11 protein-coding genes are annotated in these 23,902 nt (G+C 38.4%); 7 read left to right on the top strand and 4 right to left on the bottom strand.

Going from position 1 to position 23,902, the window contains the following annotated elements; all coding sequences use genetic code 11:
- Positions 1 to 35: 35 nt before the first annotated feature.
- From DWZ47_RS00190 to DWZ47_RS00175, 4 genes are all read right to left on the bottom strand, one after another.
- Positions 36 to 1,496, bottom strand: a complete 1,461-nt coding sequence (locus DWZ47_RS00190) for a SusD/RagB family nutrient-binding outer membrane lipoprotein (protein WP_117512073.1) — start codon at positions 1,494 to 1,496, stop codon at positions 36 to 38.
- A gap of 13 nt (positions 1,497 to 1,509) precedes the next feature.
- The gene (locus DWZ47_RS00185) at positions 1,510 to 4,389 is read right to left on the bottom strand and encodes a SusC/RagA family TonB-linked outer membrane protein (RefSeq protein ID WP_032848934.1); all 2,880 of its coding nucleotides are present in this window, start codon (positions 4,387 to 4,389) and stop codon (positions 1,510 to 1,512) included.
- 491 nt (positions 4,390 to 4,880) lie between these two features.
- A complete protein-coding gene (locus tag DWZ47_RS00180) occupies positions 4,881 to 6,293 on the bottom strand; it encodes a RagB/SusD family nutrient uptake outer membrane protein (RefSeq protein WP_032846421.1) in 1,413 nt (470 codons plus the stop codon).
- A gap of 20 nt (positions 6,294 to 6,313) precedes the next feature.
- Complete coding sequence (locus DWZ47_RS00175; protein WP_004326265.1) at positions 6,314 to 9,349, bottom strand: SusC/RagA family TonB-linked outer membrane protein; 3,036 nt, start codon at positions 9,347 to 9,349, stop codon at positions 6,314 to 6,316.
- Positions 9,350 to 9,798: 449 nt separating this feature from the next.
- On the opposite strand from DWZ47_RS00175, the gene DWZ47_RS00170 reads away from it, so the two are divergent.
- The 7 genes from DWZ47_RS00170 (at position 9,799) to DWZ47_RS00140 (ending at position 23,889) form a co-directional block, all read left to right on the top strand.
- Complete coding sequence (locus DWZ47_RS00170) at positions 9,799 to 10,971, top strand: site-specific integrase (RefSeq protein WP_004326266.1); 1,173 nt, start codon at positions 9,799 to 9,801, stop codon at positions 10,969 to 10,971.
- 857 nt (positions 10,972 to 11,828) lie between these two features.
- Complete coding sequence (locus tag DWZ47_RS00165; RefSeq protein WP_255421390.1) at positions 11,829 to 14,828, top strand: SusC/RagA family TonB-linked outer membrane protein; 3,000 nt, start codon at positions 11,829 to 11,831, stop codon at positions 14,826 to 14,828.
- Between the two features lie 16 nt (positions 14,829 to 14,844).
- Positions 14,845 to 16,398 carry a SusD/RagB family nutrient-binding outer membrane lipoprotein gene (locus tag DWZ47_RS00160; RefSeq protein WP_117512072.1) on the top strand — a complete coding sequence of 518 codons (1,554 nt, stop codon included), beginning with the start codon at positions 14,845 to 14,847 and terminating at the stop codon, positions 16,396 to 16,398.
- A 364-nt stretch (positions 16,399 to 16,762) separates the two neighbouring features.
- Positions 16,763 to 17,350, top strand: a complete 588-nt coding sequence (locus tag DWZ47_RS00155; protein ID WP_004326269.1) for an RNA polymerase sigma-70 factor — start codon at positions 16,763 to 16,765, stop codon at positions 17,348 to 17,350.
- Positions 17,351 to 17,424: 74 nt separating this feature from the next.
- Positions 17,425 to 18,432, top strand: coding sequence for a FecR family protein (locus tag DWZ47_RS00150; RefSeq protein ID WP_004326270.1), 1,008 nt, complete (start codon positions 17,425 to 17,427; stop codon positions 18,430 to 18,432).
- A 238-nt stretch (positions 18,433 to 18,670) separates the two neighbouring features.
- A complete protein-coding gene (locus tag DWZ47_RS00145) occupies positions 18,671 to 22,042 on the top strand; it encodes a TonB-dependent receptor (protein ID WP_117512071.1) in 3,372 nt (1,123 codons plus the stop codon).
- Between the two features lie 5 nt (positions 22,043 to 22,047).
- Positions 22,048 to 23,889 (top strand): RagB/SusD family nutrient uptake outer membrane protein, encoded by a 1,842-nt coding sequence (locus tag DWZ47_RS00140; RefSeq protein ID WP_117512070.1) that lies wholly within the window; start codon positions 22,048 to 22,050, stop codon positions 23,887 to 23,889.
- Positions 23,890 to 23,902 lie beyond the last annotated feature (13 nt).

Genomic DNA, 23,902 nt, shown 5'->3' with positions numbered 1-23,902 from the left:
TTGTCCTCTTTTTCGTATCATTTATGGTAATTCAATTATAAATCAAACCATAGTTTTTCCCAGATTTTCGGAGATTCTTTCGGTGCATTAATATTAGCTGTCATTTCTTCAGGACTATATTCCCATCTTCTGATCAATTCTTTTGAAGTTGCATCTTCCGGGACTTGCAATGTCGGAACCTCGTTTCCGGCAGTACCAGATCGCCTCCATTGTACAAACTCCTCAAACGGACGATCCATCAAATCAATCCATTGCTGCATATGAATCTCATACAGAGCTTTTTCCTGGGTCATCGTTGTCAATTCCGGTAAACCTGTAACATATGTATCAATATCGGATTCCGCAACTCCATAAAAAGCACATGCTTCACGAATTCCTTTCAGGTACAGTTCATTAGCTTTCGACAGATTTTGAGCAACTCCTAATCCGCGCGCATAAGCTTCTGCTTCCAAAAGTAGCTGTTCTTGACAAGAATAAATCAATTCCGGAGCGTCTCTTCTGAAAAGGTAGTTGCTTACAACAGATGACAGTAGATTTTCTTCATCATCTGTCTTTGCAGCCTCTCTATTACCCAACCCCCGGTATACACCATCCGCACCCAGTTCAAAATAACAGGGAATACGGGGATCATCACGTTCTTGCATCGGTTTCAACATATAATTGCTAGCAAAGAACAATATTTGTGTCCCCCCAACCAATTCTATAAGTTCATATTTAGGGTTCTGGTTACCCGGATCTGTAGAGTAAGGAAATACCAAATTGTCCGCTGCTGATGCAACCATTCCTCCAGCCTGCAGCAACGTACCAATAGCAGCAGCCTTAGAAGGGTCTTTATCTACCATAACCATCAATGTTCTAAACTTTAAAGACTTTGCCAAAGTCATCCATTTGTTCATATCACCTTTGTAATAGATATCGTACTCATCAATTGCATTAGCATCATTCAGATCTATAAGCTGTAATGCCTCATCAAGTAATGACAAAACACCATTCAATACACTTTCCTGAGAATCAAATTTCGGATATTTAATTGTTCCGTTCCAGGATTCTGTGAAAGGAATATCTCCCCACAACATCGTTGCCTCATACATATGCTCAGCCAAAAGAATCTTACACTGCGCAATAGCATTGTGATTCACCGGTTCTGACTCTTCTGCATTTTTAATAGCTAACATCAAATTATTGCCACCTACAGAATAATAATGTTTCCAGACATTCCCTGTACTATAAGGAGAAATAGTATATACAGATTCATCCCAGCCACCGTAATCAAGTCCACCATCAACTTGACACTGCGAACTCATAGATAAAGGAATATAAAAGTCACCACCAGTGCGTGTTCCAGCCCAGTTTACAGCTACATAGTTAAACAAATACCCGGGATCAACTTTCTCGGCAGTATTGGGATCATGGTTAATATCGAGCCAATCGCTACATGAAGTTAAACATGCCAAAGCGCTCAATGCGTATGTTAATATTTTCTTTTTCATTATCATATTCGTTTAAATCTTACAATGTTAATCTGACATTAAATCCAAAACTTCTGGTAGAAGGTATGCTGTTAAACTCTACACCACCCCCAATCTGAGAAGGACCGAAGAAGTTAGCTTCCGGATCAATATGTGGCACATGATCTTTAATAATCCATAAGTTACGTGCCTCAAAACCTAAATCCAATGATTTAACAAAAAAGCTCTTGAACCATTTGCGCGGGAAGCTATAAGACAACTGTACCTCTCTGAGTTTTACAAATGATGCATTATAGATATTCCCTTCATTATTACTAGAATTGGATATATGCTGCCAATAATCCTGCATACTTTTCACAGGAACATCATTAGGTCTATATGTTCCATCATCCTGAAGGATTACACCCGGCTCAATAAAGGAAGCATCTTCACGGTGAGCTATTGTTTCAGCAGCCAAACCGCTACTTCTTAAATTAGCTACAGTCTCTGAATACAAAGAACCTCCATGACGGATATCAATCAAGAAACTCAAGGTAACTCCCTTATAAGTAAATGTATTGTTGATTCCCATCGTAAAATCAGGATATACATCTCCTAAACGCACGTTATTAACAGTTTCTCTCAAACCTGTTTTAGAATTAATCACATAATTTCCTTGGTCATCACGTTTCCAACCCGTGCCATACAAGCCAAACGAATCTCCTTTAGCAGCCTTAATTTGTAAACCGCTCAGTCCACTCGTTAACGTATATTCATCAAGTCCTTCAGCTAACTCCTCCACTGTCTGCTTATTTGAAGCAAATGTTGCATCCAAGTCCCATTTAAAATCACGTGTTTCCACAGGAGTCAACCCCAAAGTTACTTCAACACCTTTATTGGCAATCTTCCCGGCATTAATATTATTGGCAAAGTAGCCTGTTGACAATGGGACATCAATACTTACAATCTGATTCTTTGTAATATTGCTATAATAAGTCATATCTAACCTAATTTTTCCACCGAAGAAACGCAAATCAGCTCCAACTTCAAAAGAACTTTGATTTTGCGGCTTCAAATTCTCATTTGGTAAGACACGAGGTCCCGTAAAGCCAACTAATCCCATATGGGGGAAAGTGTTAACATCACCCAGATATTGCAAAAAGTAAGTACTAGCGGGAGTATATTTAAATGCCAAATTGTACGGATCTTCATCACTACCCACATTAGCATAACTCAAACGAACCTTACCAAAATTCAGAATATCTTTGTTTTCCATCAACTCCGTAAAAATAAAACTACCACTTATGGAAGGATAGAAATAGGAACGATTATTGATCGGTAGAGTAGACGACCAGTCATTACGTCCTGTTACATTTACGAAAAGCATATCTTTGTATCCCAAACTAATATCTCCATATAAACCAACAAGACGTTTCTTTTCATAATAATTTACCGGAGTAGTAGACTTCGCATTAGTATATGTGTATAGCCCATCAACAACCAGATTCTGCGCCTGCACATTTTCATTTTTCCATTCCTCCTGATAGAGATTATGCCCCATCATTACCTTAAAATGATAGTCATTTGCAAAAGTCTTCTCGTAAGAAACCATTAAGTCATTATTTATAATTCTTTTATACAAATTCCAAGTCTGGAACTTTCCGTTCAAGGCTCCTACAGTCCCCTTTGCATACACCTTACGCCTTCCTTCTGTGTAAAAATCTGTTCCGGCATTATTGGTGATAGTCAATCCTTCAATCGGTTTATAAGTCAATGTAATATTACCAATCATACGATCTAAATTATTGGTAAACTTATTCTTATTAATAATCCAATATGGATTATTACTTTTACCTTCCGGATCTAATGTTATCTGCTTTCCATTCTCATCAATCCAATTCTTTTGAATATCATGTATATCAATAGTTCTAGGCAATCCGTTGATCAATGGAATCAGTAGGTTGCTATCATTTGCACCTTGTGCCGGACGACCTTCAGAATCGGAACGTATATATTGAGCAGAAATACGACCAGTGAAGTTCTTAGTAAAATTCATACCCGCATTGACAGAAAAAGCGTATTTATTGTAGTCAGACCCAGGTACAACACCAGTCTGATTAGTAGAAGTAAAGCTCAAGCGGAAGTCGGCCTTTTCACCACCACCCGCAACTGATACATTATTAATATAACTCATTCCAGTTTCATAGAAATCCTTTACATTATCAGGATTTGCTTTCAAAGTCACTTTGTCACCTTTGTAATCTGTAAACTGTTGATCTTGTACCGATGAAATCTTCGGTCCCCAACCATTCAACATTTTCACATTATATACGCCATAACTACCTTGTGCATATTCATTTTGAAAATCAGGTAACTTCAGTACATTTTCAAATCGTGTAGAAGAGTTTACTGTTACAAATACCGGAGAGTTCTTTTTTCCCTTCTTTGTAGTAATAACAATAGCACCATCCTTTGCACGCGCTCCATACAATGCAGTTGCAGCTGCTCCTTTCAATACATTGATAGATTCAATATCGTCTGAATTGATATCCCCTGCACGGTTACCAACATCGACTATACCATTAGTTCTGTCAGGATTATAAGAACCATTGTCAATTGGAAGCCCGTCAATAATAAATAAAGGAGAAGAAACGGAACCAATAGAAGAGGCACCACGAATCTGTATACTTGAACTACCACCTACCGTACCAGATGATTGGGCTATTTGCAGTCCCGCAATCTTACCAGACAATGAGTTAAGTACATTACTTTCACGTGCTTTAGTTATTTCATCTCCCTTCACACTAGATACGGCATAACCTAGGGATTTTTCCGATCGCTTAATCCCCATAGCTGTCACTACAACCTCATCTAGATTTTGGGAATCAGACTTTAGCACAACTTTTAAAGTTGGTTTGATCACCACTTCTTGTGTCTGCATACCAATATACGAAATCTGCAAAGTCTTTGCAGAACTAAATATTTTGTATATTGTTGATTATCAATGATGTAATATCAAATGTTTAGGCGTGGAGAGCTTTTTCTTTTCTTAATTAATGATACATATATGCTTAATTATTAGATAATTAAATAAATTCGTTATTATTGTCAGTCTATATATGTAATACTTAATCTCTACCCAAAATGGACGTAATTATCTGATAATAAACGTGATATTTATTTAGTAAGGGAATACTATATGAAGAAAATTGCAACAAACTAATTCTGACTAATATTCAAATGTTGATTATTAGTCAAGGTAAATATGACATTCATTGAAATTTTGCAAGCGAATTATTGTTTCTTACGTAAAACTACTTATGTATATATTTATAAATAATAAGACCTGCAATTTTAGAATTAATCGAAATTGCAGGTCTCATCTATTTATTTAAAACTTATCCTTATATGGAGGCAATATTAAAAAATGTTTTATCGAGGTAAATTATTACTCCATCCCTCTGTTTGTATAACTCCAAAACCTGAATTGACTTCAAAAGAAGGTATTGGGTACACAAATTTTGCGATGTTGAAATTAGTGTACGATCCATCTGCTACACTAATAATTTTACCTAATCTTCTTGCATCAAAGAAGCGATGTCCTTCTTGAACCAGTTCTAATTTTCTTTCTTTATCAATGGCATCAATAACCGTTTGATCCTCTGCTATTTCATTGTCATCCAAATCCGGATTTCTTTTGGAAGCTACTTCCAATAGCTTTTCTTTAGCTTTTCCATAATTAGGAGTTGACTGTTTTGCATATGCTTCTGCCTGTATTAAATACATTTCAGGCAGTCTGAAAACTGGTAAATTAGAAATCTGATTATTGGTTGTGATACCACGCATTTTTCCACCAGTCCACGTACCGCCAAGAAGCGCCAGCCGAATATCATTAGGTGAATATTCTGCTACTGTTGCGCTGTTAATAGACAAACCGTATTTATTCCATAAAGTATTCAGAGCATTAGCGGACAAATAATCATCTTCGGCTTTTGCTATAAAGAAAATGTCTTCTGTCGAAACAGCCAATGTCGTATACATATTCTTATAGTCTTCTTTGGTTGATACAACTGTACCACCACTTAGGGTTATTGCCTCTTGAGCCGCTGTAATAGCCCCTTCGTAATTTTTCATATAGAGTTTTACGCGAGCTTCAAGTGCAGCAACTGCAGCCGTATTCATATACTGTTTACCTACATTTTCAACACCTTCTTTAGCATAATATTCTTTAGCTTTCGTTATATCATCAAGAATCAGGCTATAATTTTGTTCTACACTGACTCTTGACACCTGTGAATAGGCAGGGACGGGTTCAGTAACGTTTACGATACCTAATGTCGTTTTGTTGGCTTCCGAATATGGCAAACCAAACATGTTAGTCAAATAGAAAGAGCAGAGGGCTTTAATTGCATAGGCTTGAGCGATGCATCCTTCCACTTCTGCCAGATCCCCCTTTGTTACTTCTTTAAATGAAGCACCTTCTTTAATGATACGTGCACAACGGTCGATAGCCCAATATCCGTATGCCCATATTTCTTCTATGTATGAATTAGTATCCAGTATCTGATAGCGGAAGATGTCATAGAAATGAGACGTTGCAACGGAATGTGAAGTGATATCCGTTGGCGCATCTCCAATTGCTAATACATCACGTCCCAGAAAACGATATGAACCTAATGTGTAATATACACCATTTAGAGCGTTCTGAAAATCTTGGGTAGTAACCAAGGCTTCTTCTGTCGGAACAGAAGTTGATGGCGTTTCTGTCAAGAAGTCATCGCATGCGGTGAATGAAATTGCCATCCAACCGGTTAATAAAGCAAATAATATTTTCTTCATTGTCATAAATTTCTAAAGTTATTTTTTTAGAAGCTAAGATTAAGACCGAACATGATATTTCTAGGTACAGGATATGCCCAAGACTGCATACCGGTAGATCTGGTTTGTGGATCAAATCCTATAAAATCTTTAGCAGTGATAGTGAACAAATTGTCAGCAGAGATATAAACTCTTAAATTGTCAATAGCCACCTTATTCATAAGGTTCTTCGGAAGAGTATATCCTAAAACCATGGATTTCATTCTTAAATAAGAACCATTCATTAAGAAACGGCTGGAATTAGTTTCTGCTCCCGAGTTGTCTCCAGCTACAAATTTGGGTACGTCGGTTATATCTCCCGGCTTTTGCCAGCGGTTGTCATAAACGTAGTTAGATACCGGGCCTAAGAAATAATGTCCAACCTGCATATCAAATGCAAATCCGGAGTTATATACTTTATTTCCCAAGGTGAAACTGGTATCAAAAGAGAAGTCAAAGCCTTTGTATTTGAAATTCATTCCAAAGCCACCATAAAATTTAGGATCGGCAGAACCTACAATTCGCTGACCGGCCTCATTTACATTTTTTGTTTTCTCATCCCCTTCTTGTCCTTTATACCACATTGCTTCTCCTGTTTCAGGATCCACTCCTGCATATTCCGGCATATAGAACGTATTATACGCTTCACCAACTTTTCTGATAGTTAGAGTATTCTCAATTGGTTTTTCTGTAGCAAGTTTTATGATTTTATTTTTATTTGCCGTACCAGTGAAACGAACATCCCAACTGAAATCTTTATTTCTAAGTACGTTAGCGTTAATTAAGAATTCTATACCTTTGTTTTCCATCTCACCTACATTTTTCAGGATAGATCCGAATCCAGTTGTGTAAGAAAGTGGTACATCAAATATCATATCTTTTGTCCGTTGGTTATAATAGTCTACTTCGAGTGTCAGTCTTTCGAAGAAAACAGCATGGATACCGATATCGGCTTTCGCAACAGTCTCCCATTTAAGATCCGGATTGGCTATTTGGTAAGGAATAGCTCCAGGTTTGCCATTATAAGAATATCCATAATTATACAATCCCATTGCTGCATAATAACCAATATCCTGATTACCTACAGTTCCATAACTACCTCTGATAGTCAAATCTGTCAACCAATTTTTGGTATTTTCCATAAAGCTTTCGTTAGAAATTCGGTATTTTGCTCCTATAGACCAAAAAGGAGCCCATTTGTTGTTTACACCAAATCTTGACGAGCCGTCATAACGGAAACTGCCTGACAGATAATATTTATCATTCAAGTTATATTCTGCATTCATAAAGAATGAAGAAAGAGTGCTTGCTTTGGTTGAAGATCCCGCCCCTGTTGGCTTGGAAGCATTGTCCAATTCAAAAACAGCATCACTAGGATATCCACTGGCAGCTGCATAAATTGTTCTATAAGATATTTTCTGTGCTTCTTGTCCCAACAACACATTCAAATGATGCATGTCTTTGAAAGTGCGGTTGAAGTTTACGGTATTGGTAATGGTCAAGGTTGTTGCTCTTTCTTGGTTTCTTTGACCAAGCATACCACTACCGGAATATTGAGGATTATAAATTGAACTGTAAAAGAACTCGTCCAAGTCAATCAAGCTCAATCCTGCATTTGTCTTCCATGTTAAGCCATCAATAATATTATAAGTAAAATATGGATTCACAACCAATGTAATCTGCTTTTGATTGCGTTTATCACCTTTTTCTTTATCGTTAATAGCTACAGGATTATAATTAACATTTGTATTATATGTTCCGTCTTCATTGCGCACCTGTTCAAACGGACGAATGTCATATACTGCTACAATAGGATTAGTATATTGGCTTTCAGTCATAGTGTTGTTTATATCAGAGAGTGCTCCATTCACAGAAAGTCCATATCCTATCCGTCCGCTTTTTCCATCTAAACTAATACGTCCGCTATAGCGTTTCATTCCAGTTCCGATGACGATACCTGTATTCTGAAAATATCCTCCACTAATATAATAGCGCAAATTTTCATTCCCACCTTGAGCACTGATATCATATTCTTGTGAAAAACCATTTTGCAGAATCTCCTTCAGCCAATCCACACTCTTGATATTTTGCGTCAAGTCCACATTATACCAATCCATAACATAGGCATTCAGCCATTCAGCAGAAGTCATGCCATCCTCACCGTCATATCCTGCATTTGTTAGTCCTTCGGTCCAGATCTCTTTGTATTTATCCAGATTTGTCGTACGATAATTATGATCTATCTTACCTACAAAACTAGTTCCGACTTTTGCATTCACATTAAAACGCGCTTTTCCCAGACTACCTTTTTTAGTAGTAACTACAATTACTCCATTCGCTGCACGAGCTCCATAAATAGCTGTAGCTGTAGCATCTTTCAAAACTGTGATGGACTCAATGTCGTTAGGATTGATATTAGCCATCGGACTTGCCGCCATATCCCCTGTTCCGGCTTTGTTATAAGCCCCCATTTTGTCTGTGTAAATGGCAATACCATCAATTACGTATAAAGGTTCAGTTCCAGAGTTCATTGAACCAACCCCACGAATAGTAGTAGAAGCATATGCACCAGGTTGTCCAGTCAAGCTATTTACTTGTAAACCAGCTACTGATCCTTCCAAAGACTTCATAAAGTTTGCATCTGTTTTTTTCATCAAATCCTTGTTATCCACCGTTTGGGCAGATCCCGTAAATGCCGCTTTTTTAGTTACCCCATATCCGGTTACCACAACCTCATCTATTAGCTGTGCATCAGATTTGAGAACCACTCGCAAATTGAGCTTTATCGCCACTTCCTGCGTCTGCATACCGATGTACGAAATCTGCAAAGTCTTTGCAGAACTTGGTACATTCGACAAATTAAAATTACCATCTACATCTGTGATTGTACCCAGAGTGGTACCTTTTACCAACACAGAAGCGCCAACAACTGGCTGCCCGTCTTCTTCAGAAATCACAACGCCTGTGACCTTTTGAGTCTGGGCAGTTACTAGGCCTATGCCCACAAAAAGGCATGCCAATAACAGCATTAATTTTCTTTTCATAAATTCTCTCTTAAAGTTTAACTTTACATTATTTGTATCTTTACTCTAACAATTTGCAAATATATTAATAAAACTGAAACTAGCAATTATATTAATAAAAAAAGGTTGCAAATATAACATTTTGTTATTTTACAAGCTGTATTTATGCCGATAAGCATATTTTTTTCAACCAAAAGCTTTGATTGCTAAAACAGCAATTGACACTTTGCATAAACAAAATGCCTCTTTTAATATTTCTTTTACTCGTTTTTAGTCATAAAACACCTTTAAAAGCCATTCTTTTTGCTTTTTTCGTGAAAAAGCGAATAAAAAAGTGGCATTTAATTTAAAGTTTTGTGAATACCAAGTGATTTGAAGATTTATTTTTTAGAGATATTAATGCTTATTCGCCTCTGATATAGCACAGAATTACGTCTAATTTGTTCTATTATTAATTAAAAAATGAAAGTATGGAAAAGATCAGTTACAACCTTGTGTTTAACAGAAAGAAGAGATTGAATAAAAGAGGAATGGCATTAGTTCAGGTAGAAGCCTATCTGAACAGGAAAAAGATGTATTTCTCCACCAAAATATATCTCAAACCGGAACAGTGGGATGCCAAACGAAAAATGGTGAAGAATCATCCTAATGCGAATGTTTTGAATCGTATGTTATATGAAAATATAGCAGCTATTGAGCAAACAGAACTTGGACTATGGCAACAGGGAAAGTCCATATCGTTAGATTTATTAAAAAATTCTATTGATAAACCTCTAAGCAATGGAAGGTCGTTTTTGACTTTTTTTAAAGAGGAGATAGCCAATTCTTCTTTGAAAGAAAGTACCCGTCAAAATCACCTTTCCACGCTTGAATTACTTCAGGAGTTCAAGAAAGAGGTATTATTTACCGATTTGACATTTGAGTTTGTGTCTTCATTTGATAATTACCTGCAATCTAAAGGTTATCACCTTAATACTATTGCCAAGCACATGAAGCATCTGAAACGATATATTAATGTTGCAATAAATAAGGAGTATATGGATATACAGAAGTATGCCTTTAGAAAATATAAAATTAAAAGTATAGAAGGAAGCCATACACACTTAGCTCCGGAAGAGTTACACAAATTTGAGAATTTGCAGCTGACTGGAAGATATACGAGACTGCAAAAAACAAAAGATGCTTTTTTATTTTGCTGTTATGCTGGATTACGATATTCTGATTTCACTAATCTGACCTCTGCAAATATTGTTGAGTTCCATCAGGAGACTTGGATAATATACAAATCTGTCAAAACAGGTATGGAGGTACGCCTTCCTTTATATTTATTATTTGAGGGTAAAGGAATCCAGATATTGCAACGCTATAAAGATGACCTCAATAGTTTTTTCAAGTTGAAAGACAATTCTAATATTAATAAGGAATTAAACATATTGGCAGGCTTGGCTAAAATTGATAAACGTGTATCGTTTCACACCGCCCGTCATACAAATGCTACCTTATTATTATATAATGGTGCCAATATAACTACTGTACAAAAACTGTTAGGACATAAAAGTGTAAAGACCACGCAGGTATATGCGAATATAATGGATATTACAGTGGTGCGTGATCTTGAGAAAACTGCCTCATCAAAAAAATAATAATAAGCACAAAAACTAAACGAAAGTGTTCTGTTTTTAAGATTTGGTTATAGATATGGAAGGTATAATTTTCTCTAATAGAAGAAAGTGTGTATAATTAAATGAAAGAATATGCAATATAAGTTCCGAAAACGCATATATATAATCTAAAGATACATCATAATTACGAATATTATCACTCGTCCCATTTAAAGGAATAAAGCGTTCCTTTAAAAGGAACGAGTCATTGGTCGTAGAGAAGCCCTTGCTTTCTTTAAAAGGAAAGGATTAAAAGCTAATTTATAAACTTGACAGCCTCTAATAGCTATTAAAATCCGGCATTCGGGGTTCTTTCATTTTAGCATCAGATAAATGATAAATACCTCTTTTTGCATAATTAGATGTAATTACACAATCTCTTTGATACAGAAAAAGCATATAACCATCCAATATAAATATTCATCAATCATATTCTCTGCGATTTTGGAGGATATTTGAATCCACCCCTGCATATTTTAAAATATACAGTAATAAAATATGCATTTTTTCATCTGGAGTTTTTCTTTTTCTTAGATTACCATTTGCTAATGAATATATTATTATAGTCAATAATTATTGGATATAATTTAGAACAAGAAAACCATCTTCAACAGTTAAGATGGAAATAAGTTTTAGCTTATATCATATAAGATAAGAACTTAAATAATTAATTAATAGATGGTTATGCCCTATTTTTGATAGAAATCTGGTATCATAAATCAGTAAATTAATATGTTTGGTAGGTGCTTAATATATTGATAATCTGCATAATAACTACAACAAAAATTTATTTCCGAAGGAAAGCAAACATCATATATATTGTTAGTAATCAACATATTATAGTTGTATTTAGTTCTGCAAAGACTTTGCAGATTTCGTATATCGGAATGCAAACACAAGAAGTCGTTATTAAGCCAAATTTGAGAGTTGTATTAAAGGCTGACGCCCAAAAGCTAGACGAAGTAGTAGTTACCGCTATGGGTATTTCACGTGAGAAGAAAGCATTGGGATATGCCGTACAAGACGTCAAATCGGATGCGTTGACACGTGCTGCTAATACAGATTTAGCGGGAGCCTTACAAGGAAAAGTATCAGGTATTGACATCACCCCATCATCAGGTATGCCGGGTGCTTCTTCAAAGATTACGATTCGCGGTTCTCGTTCTTTCACTGGAGACAATACTCCGTTGTATGTAATTGATGGCATGCCTATCGCTTCTACCGCAGATGTGAGCACTTCTCTTACCGATGGAGCGTATGGAACGGACTATGCTAACCGTGCTGTCGACATTGACCCTAATGATATAGAAAGTATCAATATATTAAAGGGACAAGCCGCTTCTGCTTTGTATGGTATGAGAGCTTCCAATGGTGTTATCGTTATCACTACCAAAAGTGGTAAAGGAGCAGATAAAGGGAAACCTACTATAACTTTCAGTACCAACCTTTCCTTTGATAAGATTTCAACTCTTCCGGAATTGCAACAAGAATATGCACAAGGTTCAGGCGGTACTTTCGATCCGTCATCTCCTTTCGCATGGGGTCCTAAGATTTCCGAATTAGCTAACGACCCTACCTACGGAGGAAATACAGACAACAGTTACACCAGCCAATATGGTAAACAGTCCGGAAAATACTATGTTCCTCAACTTGCAGCTGCCGGCATGAATCCGTGGGCTACTCCACAAGCATATAACAACATGAAGGACTTTTTTGAAACAGGTGTATCTTGGAGCAATAACGTCAATGTAGCCCAGAGATTCGACAAAGGTAACTACTCCTTTTCTTTGGGTAACACCACCAGTAATGGTATCGTTCCATCAACCGGTATGGATAGATATAACGTGAAAATGTCTGCCGAAGCACAACTCCATCCTAACTGGACTACCGGATTTAATGGAAACTTTGTGACTTCAAAAATCTCCAAACAGTCTACAGCCAACACCAGTGTGGTTGCTACAATCTATAATGCACCCGTCAGCTATAATATGGCCGGTATTCCTTCTCACATAGAAGGCGACCCTTACACACAAAATACATATCGCGACAGCTGGATCGACGATGCATATTGGGCAGTTGACAATAACCAGTTCTCCGAACGTTCACAACGTTTCTTCGGAAATGCTTTCGTGAAATACACCACTAAATTTGGAACAGACAACCACAAACTGGATATTAAATACCAGATCGGTGATGACGCTTACACTACCAATTATTCAGAAATCTACGGATATGGAAGTACTTGGGCGCCTACAGGTGAAGATTCAGAATACCATTACACCGTTAATGAGCTAAATTCACTGTTAACTGCTGCCTATACATGGAACATTAACGAAGAATGGACGTTGGACGCTTTGATTGGTAATGAGTTTGTTGATAAAAAGACAAAATATGAATATGCATATAGCATGAACTTCAATTTCCCGGGCTGGAATCATCTGAATAATGCTTCTGTATTCTCCAATGAGAGCCTATACAACAAGAAACGAACTGTTGGTAATTTCGCAAACTTGTCAGTAGCATGGAAAAACATGCTTTATCTAAGCGGAAGTATACGTAATGATATCGTTTCAAGTATGCCACGTGACAATCGTTCTTTCACTTATCCTTCGGTGTCATTGGGATTCATTTTCACAGAACTGGCTCCCCTGAAGAATAACATATTAACCTTCGGTAAGATACGTGCTTCTTATGCGGAAGTTGGTATGGCTGGTGATTACACTCAAAGCTATTACTATACTCCATCTTATGGTGGTGGTTTTTATATGGGAAATCCGATTGTTTATCCAATTAATGGAGCAATGGCTTATATTCCATATTATAAGGTGTATGACCCTAACTTAAAACCACAAAATACAAAATCTTACGAGTTGGGAGCTGATCTTACTTTCTTAAACGGACTGGTTACTTTGAATTACACCTATTCACGTCAGAATGTAAAAGATCAGATATTCGAAGTTCCTTTGGCAGGTTCGACTGGTGCCTCAAGTATGATTATGAACGGAGGTAAGATTCATACAAACACTCATGAATTGACATTGGGCATATCTCCGGTAGATACCAAAAACTTCAAGCTTGACTTTGCTTTCAACTTCTCCAAAATCGACAATTACGTAGACGAATTGGCTCCAGGAGTAGAAAGTATTATGCTAGGAGGATTTGTAACTCCACAGGTACGTGCCGGGATTGGTGACAAATTCCCTGTAATTTATGGAAAAAGCTACATGCGTAATGACGAAGGAAAGATTGTAGTAGACCAGAACGGACTTCCTATGCAGGGAGAAGATGCGGTGATTGGAACTGTATCTCCTGATTTCCGTTTAGGTTTCAATACAAACATTGAATTATACAAGTTCCGCATTTCCGCAGTATTCGACTGGAAACAAGGTGGACAAATGTATAGTGGTACCGCAGGTGAAATGAACTATTACGGTGTAAGCAAGCTATCAGGTGATATGCGTAAAAACGAATTCATTGTAGAAAACGCTGTTAAAGAAACAGGAAAAGATGCGGATGGTAATTCAATCTATGCCCCCAATGATATAAAAGTAACAGATGCTCAAGCATATTTCACCAGAAGAAGATCAATTGACGAATCTTACATTTATGATAATTCTTATATCAAATTGCGTGAATTATCTGTAAGTTATCCGGTTTTCTCAAAGAAATGGCTGAATGTGAACGTTAATGTTTTTGCCCGCAACATTTTGGTTTGGTCTGAAATGAAAGGTTTCGATCCGGAAGCTTCACAAGGTAATGACAACATGGGAGGTGCATTCGAACGTTTCTCTCTTCCGGGAACAGCCAGCTATGGTTTTGGATTTAATGTAAAATTCTAATTAGCTAAAAAGAAAGATGAAAACATATAATATAATTAAAGGTATTTTTGCCGCTACTGTTTTATCAGTTGTTTTTTCCGGATGCTCGGAAGATGCAATGGATAGAATCAACAAGGACCACGGCCATACGCAAAGCGTAGCCGCAAGATTCATTCTGACAGATGTGATAACCTCTACTGCATTTTCCAATGCAGGAGGTGATTTCAATACTTATCTATCTGCTTACATTGAATATGAAGTAGGTGTTGACAACCAATTGTATTATGCAGAAACCAGAGAGAGCGAACCGACCTCATCTTCCACTTTCAACAATACATGGAATGGTCTGTATTCAACATTGAAATCCGCCCGTATCATTATCAATCAATGCAGCGAGGGAGGCATAGACCATGGGAATTATGTAACCAAGGGTATGGCTGAAGTGTTGGCTGCTTATAATTGCGCATTGATAGCCGATATGTTTGGAGATGCTCCATGTAGTCAGGCTGCATTAATTGACGAAAACGGTTCTCCTGTTTACCTAACTCCTAAAATGGATAAGCAAGAAGAAATCTATACCCAAGCAATGCAATATCTGGATGATGCCATTGCAGACTTACAGAAAGAAGATCTGATAGACCCGGAAGCTCAAGATTTGCTGTACCAGGGTGATGCTGAAAAATGGCTTAAGTTAGCATATGGTCTGAAAGCACGCTACACGATGCATCTTCTTAAAAGATCTGCCAACAAAGACGCGGATATGGAGAAGGTGTTGGAATATGTAAATAACTCTTTCGAAAGCGCAGAAGAACAAGCAGCATTCGACGTATATGACGCTAATAACATAAATCCGCTTTATGGTTTCTTTGTGGCACGTGCCGGATTAGGTGCAAGCGAAAGCATGAGAAGCAAACTGGCAGAATACAATGACCCACGTCTGTCCAGAGCTTTCATCACTAAACAGGGTACCTCCGGAAAAGAACAAGCTCCGGGAACCGCAGACAACGCCGTATATGCGCCTAACGGTACACCAGAACAAGGCACTTCCAAATATGGAACTTCTTTATTTATGTATTCTATATCAGCACCAACACTGTTGTTGAGTTATCATGAATTAAAATTCCTGGAAGCAGAAGCTCTGTGCAGATTGGAACGTGATGCTAAAAGTGCATTAAAAGATGCAGTAGTGGCTGGACTGTTAAATGCGGAAAACAGCTTTACTATTTCAAGAAAAGAGTTGGGCAAAACACTCATCAATGCAGCAAGCAATATTACGGAAGCTGAAGCCGAAAGTTACTTTGACAATACGATAGAGGCCAAATATACAGCTGAACCTTTGAAAACAACAATGACTCAAAAATACTTCGCATTATGGGGAGCTTCAGGTGAAGCGACAGAATCTTACAATGATGTTCGCAGAATGAAAGGACTAGGCGAAAACTTTATTGAGCTAAAAAATCCAAACTCTTTCCCATTACGTTGTCCTTATGGCAATAGCGACACAACAACGAATGCCGAAGTGAAAGCAGCATACGGAAACGGACAATATGTGTATAGTGAAAATGTTTGGTGGGCAGGCGGAAGCAGATAATCCATTGACTTGAATCATATAAATGAGACTGAATTCTCCAGGGGAAAGGTGGGAATTCAGTCTCATTTCTTTATATTATAATAATAAAAGCCTTTATTATTTATACAAAAATCCCACTCTCCCCCTTTCTTATTTCATGTAATTTCATAGAGCATACTCTTTTCATTCATCCTGCCGACCAACACATTTTCTCTATAAAAGTAATTCAAAATAAAAAATGTTCCTTATATTTGCCAATGGTTTACGGGTTTATTTACATATACTTTTTAAATATAAAGAGTATTTATTTTCGTCTATAAACAAAGTAGCTTTTGAATGATAACTCTTTAAACTTCCTCTGAAAAGGATTGAAGACACTAAATATATGGATCATTTTTTAGAGAAAATAGACACACACACTTTATCACTCCTACAACAAGGTGACGAAAAGGCTTTCGACACTATTTTCTGGAAATATAATCCCCGTGTATTTCATTTTATTCATTCCCTTCTATATGATAAAATACTAGCAGAGGACCTCACTCAAAATGTATTTCTGAAGATCTGGGAAAGACATCAGGATATCAAACCGGAAGAAGGCTTTGAAGCGTATCTTTTCACAATAGCACGCAACATGGTATATAAGGAAACAGAAAAACGGCTACTTTCGGAACGTTTTCTGGATTCAATCAAACAAACTGATGCCGACAAGCACTTTGAAATAGATGTTGACACCGACTCCCTACAAGAATATATAGACGAGCTGGTAGAACAGCTACCCTCTTCCCGGAAGAAAATCTACCTCATGAGCAAGAAACAACATCTGACAAATAAAGAAATAGCCGCCCAACTATCTTTGTCAGAAAAAACAGTTGAAACGCAATTATATCGTGCCCTTCATTTCTTACGTTCTAAATTAGCCAATGAAATTGTAGCTTTGGCTCTATTTTTTCTTTCTTCTAATTTTAAATAGTGTTAAATACAGAGTAAAATCTTTGCACCCTGTAAGGATTCTTGGCTCCATGGAGATATACATAATAAAAGCCCATGGAGAAGAATACGAATATATTATTATTAGAATGTTTTATGCGGGGAGAAACCTCTCCGGATGAAGAACAAATACTATCTGACTGGCTCCACAGTCAGGAAGCAAAAGAGCAGTTATCCAACTATTATCAGGAAACCTGGAAAGGCTCTAATAACAAGCTCATTGCCGAAGTACAAGGACGTATGTTTGAACGGGTCAAAAGTCAAATGCATAATGCCGTACAAGAGTTGAATAGACGAAAGCAGAAACGGACAATGCGAATCAGGCGTTTATTTCAGTATGCAGCAGTCATTCTTTTAATCATAACAGCAGGAATAGGAGGTCATTTATATACAGTTTCTCAAACAGAACCCACAGTAACGGATAAGAGCTATCTTGTCCAAACAGGAAAAGGACAACGGGCAAATATTACCTTACCGGACGGTACAGTCGTTTGGCTAAATTCATATACTCAACTGCATTACAATGCGAATTACGGAGCCACTCAACGAGTGGTGTCATTGATAGGCGAAGCATATTTCGAAGTAGCTAAGGATAAGGAGAAACCATTTATTGTAGAAACGGCAGGAATGAATGTAGAAGCTTTGGGAACTACTTTTAATGTAAAAGCCTACCGGGAAGATTCTCAAATCATCGCAACACTTTTCTCCGGTTCGGTCCGTGTTTCTTCCGATAGAGATAATGTTATTCTTTCTCCTGACGAAAATGCCACATTCGAACGAAGATCGGGCAAACTGGCAATACATAAACCGGACAATTCATCGTATGCCAAAATGTGGCGAAATAACGATCTTGTATTTAATGGAGAAACACTGGAAGAAATTGCCGTACTGCTTAACAGAATGTATAATGTGCAAATAGCATTTAAATCCGAACGTATCAAGCAATATTGCTTCTCGGGAGTGATCTGCAACAATAGCCTTGATAATGTAATCGAACTGATTAGCCTAACCTCTCCCATCACTTATGAAACTCGTGGAGATACCATAATACTAGGCAATAGGTAACCCAATATATTCCTAATTATTAACCTTTAAAATTCAATGCGTATGAAATAGTTCCAGTAGAACATAAAAAAGATAGCCTGACAAGGTCAGGACTATCTCCTTTAAGCTTAAATCGGACCTTGGAAACTCACTCTGATACTGACAACTGGCGGAAGGCAGTGTCAGAGGGTATATACACCCGATTTTCAGCTTGTAAAGTTACATCTTTTTTATTGTTTAATGATTAATTTCCTATAAAATGAGTAACATCAAGCATCTCTTTTCTCGAATATTATATATTATTATATTTTTATCAAGTAGTCTAAGTGTCATGGGGCAGATCACTCTCACCATGAAAGACAAACCTCTGAAGAAGGTGATAAAACAGATAGAAAAAGTAAGTGAATATCGTTTCTTCTATAATGAAGAGTTGGCTAATCTCAATAAGCCAGTCTCTCTCGAAGCACAGAATAGCAGTATAGAAAAGGTTTTAAAGGACCTTTCTTCGCAGGCTCCATTCAGTTATCTGATTAAGCCTAATTTCCAGATTGTATTATCTGACGACCTGCCTTCACAACAGACAAAATTACAGAGCATAACAGGGCGTGTAGTAGACACTGCGGACAATCCTATAATTGGTGCAAACGTGTTAGTGAAAGGAACTACCAATGGGGTCATCACTGATATTGACGGTAACTTCTCCTTAGAAAAAGTTCCGGTACAATCACAACTGCAAGTATCTTATATCGGATATGAGACTAAGGAACTGGCCGTAGTTTCCGGAAAGACAAATGTCAAAATCATAATGGCAGAAAACACTAAATTATTAAATGAAGTCGTAGTGACTGGCTTTGGCCTTGCTCAAAAGAAGGCTACCCTGACAGGAGCTATTGCCTCCGTAGGAGCTGATGATATAAGCAGATCTTCAGCGGTAAACACTTCCGGAGCACTGGTCGGAAAGGTAGCCGGATTGAACTACAGATCTGCAGACAGTCGCCCGGGAAATGCCACTACCCTGCAAATCCGTAATATGGGAACACCTTTATTTGTGATTGACGGCGTGCAGTCCGATGAAGGTCAGTTCAACAACATTGATTTTAATGACATCGAATCCATTTCTATTTTGAAAGATGCCTCTGCTTCCATTTATGGTGTACGGGCTGCAAACGGAGTCATTGTTGTAACAACCAAGAAAGGAAAGAAAAACACCAAGAGCACTGTGACGTTAAATACTTATTATGGCTGGCAACATGTATCACGCTTACCGGAACCGGCAGACGCCGTAACGTATGTAGAGAATTACATACAGTCTGAAACAATTCAGGGAAAAACGTCCCGTTTATATAGTAAAGAAGATCTGGAGAAATGGCGTCAAGGTACAGAAAAAGGCTATGTGCCATTTAACTGGTATGATTACATCTGGGTGACTTCTCCGCAATATTATGTCAATGCCAATGTTTCCGGAGGTTCGGACAAGATCAATTATTATTTCAGTGTCGGACACATGAATCAGGAATCTGCCATTCGCAATTATGGCGGTATGAAACGATACAACGTACAAATGAATGTCGAAGCACAGGTCACTGATAAATTCAAAATCGGCATGAACATGAACGGACGTATCAAACAGCTGAAAAATCCGGGTGTACCGGGAACTGACGACTATTCAAACCCGACAGCAGCTACCTACCGCAATCTACCGACTGTCCGTCCGTTTGCCAATGACAATCCTAACTATCCGGCATCAGTAGGCTCTGACAATGGCTTAAACTTCGGATTATTGAATTTTGAGAAAAGCGGAACCTTTGAAGACACTTGGCGAATGGCCCAATTAAACCTGAACGCAGAGTATGAAATTATCAAAGGACTTAAAGCCAAAGCTTTGTTCGGATATTATTTTGCAAGCGAATTACTTAACAATCAAGAATATACCTATCGTGTCTATAGATATGACGAAGCAACGGACGAATATGTAGATGTAGGTGGGCGTGCCAGTGCCTGGAGGGAAAGGACGAATGCTTATGTGGAAGAGTTGACTTCAAACATTCAACTGGCTTATGAAAAAGCATTCGGAGCACATTCCATCAATGCGGTAATTGGTTTCGAAGCAATAAAAAGAGACACTCCAAAGTCTTGGCTCCATGCCATCCCGGCTTCCAACTCATTGCATCTGATCTATTATGATACGATTGACAAATACGAAGATACTGGCAACAATACGGAAGCACGTTTAGGCTGGCTGGGACGTTTCAACTACAACTACGCCAACAAATATCTGATAGACTTCTCTGCACGCTATGACGGTTCATGGAAATTCCCGCCCAATCATCGCTGGGGGTTCTTCCCTTCCGCCTCATTAGGCTGGAGAATATCAGAAGAAAACTTCTGGAAGGAATCAAAAATAGCTTCTATTTTCAGCGATTTAAAGATACGGGGATCTTATGGATTGGTAGGAGATGACAACGTTGACGGCTACAGTGCTTTCGACTACATGACAGGTTACGATTACAAACAGGGAGGAGGAGTAATCGACGGTTCCTATATCATTGGTACTACCCCGCGAAACCTGCCTGTTACCACGCTCTCATGGGCAAAGGCTAAAATTCTGGACATTGGTCTCGACGTTGCTTTCCTGAATAACCGTTTATCAGGAAGCGTAGATTTCTTCAGACGTATCAAAACCGGTATTCCGGCTTCCCGTGACGACGTATTACTTCCGGAAGAAGTGGGCTTTGAGCGTCCCAAGGAAAATCTCAATTCCAATGTTCATACCGGATATGATTTGCTTGCACGTTGGAGTGATAAGGTCAATGACTTTCACTATTCTATCAGTGCCAATTTCACCTATTCCCGTTTCTACAACTGGGAGCAGTATAATCCTAAGTTCAGTAATTCATGGGATGAATATCGTAATTCTACATGGCACCGTTTCGGGAATGTCAACTGGGCATACGAGGCAGACGGCCAGTTCCAAAGTTGGGAAGAGATTGCATCGTGGCCGATTGACAATGACCAGAAAGGAAATACGACATTACGCCCGGGTGATATCAAGTACGTCGATCAAAATGGGGATGGCATAATCAACGATATGGACAAACGCCCCATCGGATACAAAGAAGACTCCACACCCGTTCTGAACTTCGGCTTTAACCTTGCATTCGCATGGAAAGGCTTCGATTTAGCATTGGATTTCTCCGGTGCGGGAATGTCTACCTGGAATCCGTCATTAATCCAAAAGATTCCATTTAACAATAATGGAAACAACCCGGCTTACTACATGGAAGATACATGGAGACTATCTGATATCTTTGATGCAAACAGTGAAATGATTCCTGGCAAATACCCGACATTATTAATCGGAAACAATGCCAATAACCATAGTAATTATTGGGATAGCTCTTTCTGGAAGTACAATGTCCGTTATTTAAAACTGCGTAATCTGGAATTTGGTTACACCTTCCCCAAAGAGTGGCTGCAAAAATGCAGAATTAACAGTCTAAGGTTATATCTTGCCGGACAGAACCTGTTTACACTCACCAATGTACCTATCGATCCGGAAGTTTCAGCCGGTAACGGAACAGCTTACCCGAGTATGCGAATTATCAATCTGGGTTTAACACTTAAATTCTAAAAGCAATGAAATATATAAAAGGATACCTGTTATTGGGTTTAACTTTGATATTAGGATCTTGTTCTGATTTTTTAGATCGTGATCCCGATCAGATATTGACAAATGACCAGATCTTCAGCGATGCTAAAATGATAAACTCCGTATTGGCCGGTTTTTATGGAGATACAGAGAATTGGGGACAAAGTTTTGCCACTCCCGCCAGCTTTACTAAAGTGGACGACGGTTGCGTGACTGATGGTGGCCGTGATAACATGCAGGAATACAGTGACAATCAATGGCGAGTTTATCCATATAAATATATTCGTAATTTAAATCAGTTCCTGGCGGGATTAAGAGCTACAACCGTACTTGAATCTACAGAGAAATTGCGATATGAAGGCGAAATTCGCTTCTTACGCGCCTGGGCATATTTTAGTATGTGCAGAGGTTTAGGCGGTGTACCTATTGTGAATGATAACGTATACGAATATGAGGCAGGGATGGATGTTTCAGGTTTGGCTGTCCCCCGTTCCAAAGAATCAGAAGTCTATGATTATATCATCAATGAATGTGCCACTATCGCAGATTACCTGCCTACAAAGCCCACCACCAATGCCGCCCGTGCCACACGTTGGGCTGCCCTGATGTTGAAGGCACGTGCTGCCGTTTATGCAGGATCATTGGCCAACTACAATAATAAGATGGTTGCTCCTATACGCACAGAAGGAAATGAAGTCGGTATTCCGGCGGAAATGGCTACCCCATATTACGAAACAGCATTGGAAGCAGCCAAAGAAGTGATAACTCAAGCTTCTGCCTATTATAACCTGGACATAACGGTTCGTAATGATCTGGGACAGAATTTTTATAATGCAGTCTGTGTCAAAGAGAATAATCATGAAGTGATCTGGGCCAAAGATTATGCATATCCAGGAGCCACCCATGGATTCACACAAAAGAATATTCCCGCTTCTCTAGCAGAAGATCAGGAACGTTGTTATTCCGGCGCAGTATTAAATCTGGTAGAAGCATTTGAATACAAAGACAACCGCGACGGCACAATCAAAGTTAAGGATGAATCCGGAAATTACATCATGTACAGTCGGCCGGAAGATGCCTTTGCCAATAAAGATGCCCGGTTGTGGGGAACCGTACTTTATCCGGGAGCCAAATTCAGAGGTAGTGAAGTAGTGTTGCAAGCCGGTCAGAAAGTGCCCGACGGAAACGGAAATTGGAAAGAAATCATAGGTAAAGCCGATTCTTACGATGACAATAACCGCCTGATAACTTCTATCAACGGACCAATGGAATCAAATGAAATCCGTATAAACAAAACAGGTTTCTTCTTCCGCAAATTCCTGGACGAAACCATCGGTGCTTCTACCAATTCGAAGATGAGTACCATGTGGTATCCTCGTTTCCGTATTTCAGAAGCATATATGATAGCTTGTGAGGCTGCTTATGAGCTCAATAAAACCGGAGAAGATGATCCGCTGAACTACATCAATCCTGTTCGTACACGCGCCGGCATCAGCGAACTGGAATCAATCACATTTGAAGATATTGTCCGCGAATATCGGGTGGAATTTGCATTGGAAGATCATCGTTACTGGGATCTGAAACGCTGGCGCCTGGCTCACGAAATCTGGGATGGTAATTCGGAAAATCCGGATGCACAGCTCTACGAACTATTCCCTTATCAGGTTAATGATCCGGGTAGCGCCAATGACAAGATGTGGGTATTCGACAAAAAGAAAGCCTACATGGTTCCTTACCCCCGCTATTTCCAGATGAAGAACTATTATAACTTCTTCGATAACAGCTGGCTCAACAAGAACCCGTTATTAGTGAAAAATCCCTATCAGTAAAACATAAAACTGT

Source organism: Bacteroides sp. AF32-8BH (assembly GCF_003435205.1).
GTDB classification, from domain to species: domain Bacteria; phylum Bacteroidota; class Bacteroidia; order Bacteroidales; family Bacteroidaceae; genus Bacteroides; species Bacteroides ovatus.
Note: the sequence above shows the minus strand (reverse complement) of the source record. Positions and strands in the feature narration are given on the sequence as shown.

Bases quoted from the DNA above. Each gene is read 5' to 3' on its own strand.
- DWZ47_RS00140 (WP_117512070.1), top strand. From the start codon at position 22,048: ATGAAATATATAAAAGGATACCTGTTATTGGGTTTAACTTTGATATTA.
- DWZ47_RS00190 (WP_117512073.1), bottom strand. From the start codon at position 1,496: ATGATAATGAAAAAGAAAATATTAACATACGCATTGAGCGCTTTGGCA.
- DWZ47_RS00150 (WP_004326270.1), top strand. From the start codon at position 17,425: ATGGAGAAGAATACGAATATATTATTATTAGAATGTTTTATGCGGGGA.
- DWZ47_RS00145 (WP_117512071.1), top strand. From the start codon at position 18,671: ATGAGTAACATCAAGCATCTCTTTTCTCGAATATTATATATTATTATA.
- DWZ47_RS00170 (WP_004326266.1), top strand. From the start codon at position 9,799: ATGGAAAAGATCAGTTACAACCTTGTGTTTAACAGAAAGAAGAGATTG.
- DWZ47_RS00185 (WP_032848934.1), bottom strand. From the start codon at position 4,389: ATGCAGACACAAGAAGTGGTGATCAAACCAACTTTAAAAGTTGTGCTA.
- DWZ47_RS00175 (WP_004326265.1), bottom strand. From the start codon at position 9,349: ATGAAAAGAAAATTAATGCTGTTATTGGCATGCCTTTTTGTGGGCATA.
- DWZ47_RS00155 (WP_004326269.1), top strand. From the start codon at position 16,763: ATGGATCATTTTTTAGAGAAAATAGACACACACACTTTATCACTCCTA.
- DWZ47_RS00180 (WP_032846421.1), bottom strand. From the start codon at position 6,293: ATGACAATGAAGAAAATATTATTTGCTTTATTAACCGGTTGGATGGCA.
- DWZ47_RS00160 (WP_117512072.1), top strand. From the start codon at position 14,845: ATGAAAACATATAATATAATTAAAGGTATTTTTGCCGCTACTGTTTTA.